6 protein-coding genes are annotated in these 6191 nt (G+C 64.3%); 4 read left to right on the top strand and 2 right to left on the bottom strand.

What is annotated here, in order from left to right:
- A partial coding sequence (locus B7L68_RS08035; protein WP_081247156.1) for a S9 family peptidase occupies positions 1-1491 on the top strand: 1491 nt, incomplete at its 5' end.
- 416 nt (positions 1492-1907) lie between these two features.
- Here the strand turns inward: B7L68_RS08035 and B7L68_RS08030 are convergent.
- Positions 1908-2225, bottom strand: a complete 318-nt coding sequence (locus tag B7L68_RS08030; protein WP_238136388.1) for an aspartyl protease family protein — start codon at positions 2223-2225, stop codon at positions 1908-1910.
- A 275-nt stretch (positions 2226-2500) separates the two neighbouring features.
- On the opposite strand from B7L68_RS08030, the gene speE reads away from it, so the two are divergent.
- Positions 2501-3397, top strand: a complete 897-nt coding sequence (speE, locus tag B7L68_RS08025) for a polyamine aminopropyltransferase (protein WP_081247154.1) — start codon at positions 2501-2503, stop codon at positions 3395-3397.
- Here speE and B7L68_RS08020 read toward each other — a convergent pair.
- Entirely contained in the window at positions 3384-4082 is a 699-nt protein-coding gene (locus B7L68_RS08020) for a transcriptional regulator (protein WP_081247153.1), read from the bottom strand. The two genes, speE and B7L68_RS08020, sit on opposite strands and share 14 nt — an antisense overlap.
- Before the next feature lie 78 nt (positions 4083-4160).
- Here B7L68_RS08020 and B7L68_RS08015 point away from each other — a divergent pair, with 78 nt between their 5' ends.
- Complete coding sequence (locus tag B7L68_RS08015; RefSeq protein ID WP_081247152.1) at positions 4161-4592, top strand: hypothetical protein; 432 nt, start codon at positions 4161-4163, stop codon at positions 4590-4592.
- A gap of 33 nt (positions 4593-4625) precedes the next feature.
- Complete coding sequence (locus B7L68_RS08010; RefSeq protein ID WP_081247151.1) at positions 4626-6032, top strand: V-type ATP synthase subunit B; 1407 nt, start codon at positions 4626-4628, stop codon at positions 6030-6032.
- Positions 6033-6191: the final 159 nt, after the last annotated feature.

The raw sequence follows: 6191 nt of genomic DNA, 5'->3' as shown, positions 1-6191 counted from the left end.
GTGGGGGGCGACGAGCGGTGGAGGATCTACGTGGCCGAGGGCGACGAGGTGAGGGAGGTGGCCGTCGAGGGCTTCAACAGCTTGGGCGTCTGGAGCCCCGACGGCGCGAGGCTGGCCTACACGTCCACGGCCGAGAGGCCGGAGGACTTCTCCCTCTATATATCCGAGGGCGGCGGGGTCCGGAAGGTCGCCGACCTCCAGGGGATAAACGTGGCGGCGGATTGGTGCGACGAGGGGGTCTTGGTGGAGCACGACGAGTCCAGCAGAGACGGCGATATCTATCTGGCCTCCGGCGGGGAGGTCAAGAACTTGACTAAACACTCGGGGGAGGAGGTCAACGCGTCGCCGAGATGCCTCGGCGGCGGCAGGATCGCCTATCTGACCGACAGGTGGTCCGAGTACAGAGGGATCGCGGTGATGGATCTGAGGACGGGCGAGGCGAAGCCGTGGGTGCAGCTGGACAGAGAGATAGATCTGTTCGACGTGTGGGGGAGCTACATGGCCTACGCGGCCAACGAGGACGGCTACTCGGGCCTATACGTCATGCACATCCCCACCGGGCTGACCCACAAGGTGTCGATCCCGCCCGGCGTGATCACCTACCTGAGCTGGCGCTTCGGGAAGCTGGTCTTCTCCCTCTCGGGGCCGCGGGTCGGCCACGAGGTGTTCGTCTACGCGGGCGAGGTCAGGGCGCTCACGGACTCGCCGAAATACGGCGTCGACGTGTCGAGGAACACGGCGCCCGACGCGGTTAGGTTCAAGGCCAGCGACGGCCTCGACGTGCCGCTTCTGCTTTATAGGCCGCAGGCCGCGCCTCCATATAGGGCGGTCTTCCTGCTCCACGGAGGGCCCGAGAGCCAAGCGAGGCCGTACTTCGAGCCGTTGACCCAGCTCCTGGCCAGGCTCGGCTACATGGTCGTGGCGCCCAACTTCAGAGGGTCCACGGGCTACGGCAAGACCTACGTGAGGCTGGACGACGGCGGGAGGAGGCTGGACGCGGTTAGAGACGTGGCGGAGGCCGTCGGCTGGCTGGCCGGCAAGGGGCTCATCGCCGGGAGGCCCTGCGTGTTGGGCGGAAGCTACGGCGGGTATCTCGCGCTCATGTCGCTCGCGCTCTACCCGGAGCTCTGGGCCTGCGGCGTCGAGATGGCGGGCATAGTGAACCTGGCCACCTTCCTCGAGCGGACCGCGCCCTGGAGGAGGCGGCACAGGGAGGCGGAGTACGGCAGGCTTGAGGACAGGGAGCTCCTGGCCAAGCTCAGCCCGATAACCTACGCCGACAGGATAGCGGCGCCTCTGCTGGTCGTACACGGCGCGAACGACATAAGGGTGCCCGTCTCCGAGGCCGACCAGCTGGTGGCCAAGCTGAGGGAGCTCGGCCGCCGCGTCGACTACATAAGGCTCGACGGCGAGGGCCACGTCTTCTCGCCGGCCGCCAGGTCCAAGATATACGGCGAGGCGGCGAAGTTCATAAAGGCCCATCTGGGCTGAGGGGTTGCTAGCCGACTTCGAGAGGGGCGCCCCGCCTCGCAGAGGCGCCTCCCGCGATCCTGAAGGAACTGGGGACGGCCGCAGGCGGCTAACCCGATGGCCGCGAAACAAACGGGGGCGGGTGCTGGGGGCAAGGGGATGCCGCGAGAGAGGCGATGCGCGCCGAAGGAGGGGCTCAAGGGCGTGGGAGGAGCGCGTATGGAGAGGGGAGGCTTGTCGCCTAAGACCACTTGAGGAGGTCGAGCCGCGGCGCGGCCTATTGTCGTCTCTTGGTTGTGGGCGCTCGAAATGCTTAGCTCAACATCGATTTACATCTCGTTTAAGTCCCTATAGGACATATCTTCTGTTTTAGTAGCATCTATATATTTTTACTGCATTAGCTATTTTATACAGCGCTAAACGCATACAGCTGGTATTTAATTCATGGCAGTTAACGCCAGCAGCGATTCCGCCTTCTTTAATTGCCGCGTCACAGGGTCCACCCCGAGCGCTAGCGACTCAAGCGCGACCACGCCCATAACCTCCACGTCGTCCCTCTCCGCAAATACGACGATGCTCATCGCCCTCTCCCCTAGGCACTCGATCACCGCCTCGCCTACCTCCCTCTCTATGGTCCTGCCCTCTATCGTCCTGAACTTCCGGGCCTTGCTGGGCTTTACGCCGATTGCCTCAAGCCTCTCCCTCCTTATCCACGTGTACGTGATGCCTGTATCTACGATCAGCTCGGTTTCCACGCATTTCGTGCCGTCCTGTGGGCTGCAGATCTTGACTGCGGCCGTCGTGTGGCCCATTGCCGTCCTCGTTCTGCGTCGATGTTTAAATTTTCGTCTTGGTTTGTCCTGGGCCGGTTTTTTAGGGCAAGCGCTCTTCGGTGCTGGGGACCCCCGGCGGGTGGAGTACAAGCCGTCGCCAGAGCGGCGCGCCCCGGACGTCCCCCATGAGGCCCTCCCCTCATCCTCGGCCCGTCTGGGCTGAGGGAATCCTTATATAGCCTCGCCGTGGCGGGTCCATGATCCCCCAGAGAGGGAAGGAGCTGCTGTCGGCGGCGAGGCCCGTCTGGGTGGAGACCGTGTCTTGGCACAGCTCCCTGGCCACGCAGATAGAGGGCATTAGGTACATGAGGCGAACCAAGTACCAGGAGCTCGCCATAATAGACACGGTGGATTTCGGCAGGGCCCTGGTGCTAGACGGCTTTATCCAGTCCACCTACGCCGACGAGCCCTACTACCACGAGTCCCTGGTGCATCCAGCCATGGCGGCCCACCCGTCGCCTAGGCGGGTCCTCATACTGGGCGGCGGCGAGGGGGCCACATTGAGGGAGGTTCTGAAGCACAGGACGGTGGCGGAGGCGGTCATGGTGGACATAGACGGGGAGGTCGTCGACGCGGCCAAGGAGTATCTGCCGGCCATGCATCGGGGCGCCTTCAGGGACCCGAGGGCCAAGGTGTTGATAATGGACGGGGCAAAATACGTCGAGGAGGCCGCGGCGCGCGGGGAGAAGTTCGACGTGGTGGTGATGGACCTCACGGACCCCTACGGGCCCGAGATAGCGCAGGGGCTCTACTCGGCGCAGTTCCTCGGGAAGGTCAAGGGCCTCCTGGCCCAAGGCGGCGTCTTGGCGACCCAGGCGGGCAGCAGCTTCTTCTTCGAGGAGGAGTATAACGCCGTGTTGAGGAACGTGTCTGCGAACTTCCGCATAGTCGTCGAGTACACCGTGTGGATCCCCTCCTTCGGATACGCCGTCAACTTCATCGCGGCGAGCGACTCGGCGGACCCGAGGGGCCTGGGCGCGGAGGAGGTCGACAGAATCCTCGCCGAGAGGGGCGTCTCGACGGAGTTCTACTCAGGCAGGACCCACGTGGCGCTCATGAACATGCCGATATACAGGAGGTTCAGGAGGACCTAGGCCTCTTCGGCTTCACGGCTATCAGCGCCTTCACCAGCTCGTAGTGCTTCAGCTCGTCGAACTCTATCGACTTTATGAGGGCCCTCACGAGGGGGTCCTCCGCTCCGGAGAGCGCCGCCAGGCTCTCCCGCATCCCCCTCTCCTCCTCCGAGACGGCCCTCAGCTCCTCCTCGGTCAGCGCTATCTCGTCGGCCTTAATCCTGCCGGCGAGGTAGTCCAGAATGGTGGTGAGTATCTCGGCGTGGCGCATGCTGTCCATGGCTATCTGCATGAAGAGCGATCTGGCGAGCGGGTTCGCAGATCTATAGGCAAGCGCCATGCTCCTGACGGCGGTCTCCTGCTCCAGCTTTATGCGCTCCATGATGAGCAGGGTCACGTCGGCCTTCGCGCGGCTCGGCGCCTCGAAGGCGTTCTTCACCGCCTGGGCCAGATCGGTGAGGTCGAGGACCCCCGACCTTCCGCCCTCGGCGATAGCGTCGACGTAGGACCTTATTATGGACATGATCCGCTCGTCGGACTCCACCTTGGCGGCCAGCTCGCCGCCCCTCTTGCCGCTCGCGTAGAGCGAGACGGCCGCCGCGGTGACGCCCAGAAGCCTCGCCGCCTCGTTGACCGAGAAGCCCCTTCTGACCATCTCCTTAGCGACGACCGCCCTCACCGCAGATATGTACCTATCCAGGGTCACTGCCTAAGGGGGCGCCGCGCTTATAAGGTTTGCGCCACGGCGAGACAACGGTTATATACCGATGGCTCTGCCGGGGCCATGTATAGAGTCTACGAGAGGTCGGTCGAGGTGCCCATAAGGATATCCAAGACCGCCGACGAGCAGGCGAGGCTGAGGAGGCTTGAGCGGTGGCCGAGGGAGAGCGGGCTCAGCCTGGTCCTCGACGAGTCGGGCAGCAACTTCAACAAGCTGATGCAGATGTACGCCTCGGACTACGGCCTCGAGCTCGGCGAGAAGAGGTGGAGCGCGGACTCCTCCGGCGACGAGGTTAAGGCGGGCCTGGAGGTCCCGCTCCTCAAGGCGGGGCAGACTAAGGGCAGAGCCGTCATGCAGGCGAGGATACCCAAGAGGCCCGCGGGGGAGGAGGGCAACAACTACGTCTACACGGCGTCCGTCAGCTACTTCATAGAGCTGGAGGACGACGTGCTGGCCGAAGGCGCCACGAGCGGCATGGTGGAGTTCACGTTGTAGCCAACACATATAAAGAGCTCTTTCTGTAGGCCCATGCAGATATCCCCCGTAGTCAGCTATTCGACGGTGAGGGAGGTCAAGGGCCCGCTGCTCGTCATAGAGCGGACCAGGGGCGTGGCCTACGGCGAGCTGGGCGAGGTGGTGGGGCCGGACGGAGAGCCCCGGAGGGTCCAAGTCATAGAGGTGGCGACCGACTACGCCGTGGCGCAGGTCCTCGGCCCGACCCTCGGCCTTCCGGCCAAGGGGTCGACCGTGAGGTTTTACGGCAAGACCTACAGGCTGGGCGTCAGCGAGGACCTCATCGGCCGCATCCTGGACGGCAAGGGCCAGCCGCGCGACCACATGCCCCTGCCCCCGCCGCGGGACTTCAGGGACATAAACGGGGAGCCCCTCAACCCCTACGCCCGCGAGTACCCCGAGGAGCCCATAGAGACCGGCATCTCGGCCATAGACGGGCTCTACACCCTGGTCAGAGGCCAGAAGCTGCCCATCTTCTCCGGCACCGGCCTCCCCCACAACGTCATGGCGGCGCAGGTGGTGAGGCAGTCGACCGTGAGAGGGAGCGAGGAGGGCTTCGCCGTGGTCTTCGTGGGCATAGGGATCAGGAGCGAGGAGGCCATGTACTTCCTGGAGGAGTTCAGGAGGACCGGCGCCCTCAGGAGGGCGGTCGCCGTCATAAACCTGGCGTCGGACCCCGTGGCGGAGCGCATACTGGCGCCGCGCGTCGGCCTCACCATAGCCGAGCATCTGGCCTGGGACCTCGGCTACCACGTCCTCGTCGTGATCACGGACATGACGAACTACGCCGAGGGCCTCCGCGAGCTCTCGTCGGGCAAGGGCGAGCTCCCCGGCAGACGCGGCTATCCGGGCTATATGTATACGGACCTGGCGACTATATACGAGAGGGCGGGGAGGGCCAGGGGGCGCAAGGGCTCGGTCACCCAATTCCCCATACTCACGATGCCCCACGACGACATAACCCACCCCATACCGGACCTCTCGGGGTACATAACCGAGGGCCAGCTGGTGCTCAGCCGCTCCATGTGGGGCAAGGGCATCTATCCGCCGTTCGACATAATAATGTCGCTCTCGCGCCTCGCCAAGGACGCCATCGGCGAGGGGAAGACCAGAGAGGACCACAAGGACGTGGCCAACACGCTCATAGCGGCCTACAGCCGCGCGCTGGAGCTGAGGAGCCTGGCGACCCTCGTGGGAGAGCGCAATCTGGGCTGGCGCGAGAGGCGCTACCTCCGCTTCGCCGACGCCTTCGAGCAGAAGTTCGTCAAGCAGGGAGTCTACGAGAGGCGCACCTTCGAGGAGACCCTCGACATAGGGTGGGACGTCATGTCGATACTGCCGGAGGACGAGCTGACGAACGCCAGGCCCGAGATATCGGCGAAGTACTACCGCAAGCATATCTTCGACTCCGTCGCCCTCTAGCCGCCGGAATCGAAGTGGGCCCTCGTCCTTATCTTTCCGCGATTTTCAGCCAGCTCGTAATGGCGTCTGCGAGCTCGGCGTAGCGGGCGAAGCCGTCTAGGTGTTCCCCGCCGCACTCCACCACCATCTTGTTGCCCACGCGGTACACCCACGGCTCCT

The organism is Thermoproteus sp. CP80, assembly GCF_002077075.2.
Lineage (GTDB): Archaea > Thermoproteota > Thermoprotei > Thermoproteales > Thermoproteaceae > Thermoproteus.
The sequence above is the reverse complement of the archived record's forward strand: the minus strand, read 5'-3'. Positions and strand labels throughout refer to the sequence as shown.

Excerpts from the sequence above, each read along its gene's own strand:
- speE (WP_081247154.1), top strand. The coding sequence starts at position 2,501 with ATGATCCCCCAGAGAGGGAAGGAGCTGCTGTCGGCGGCGAGGCCCGTC.
- B7L68_RS08015 (WP_081247152.1), top strand. The coding sequence starts at position 4,161 with ATGTATAGAGTCTACGAGAGGTCGGTCGAGGTGCCCATAAGGATATCC.
- B7L68_RS08010 (WP_081247151.1), top strand. The coding sequence starts at position 4,626 with ATGCAGATATCCCCCGTAGTCAGCTATTCGACGGTGAGGGAGGTCAAG.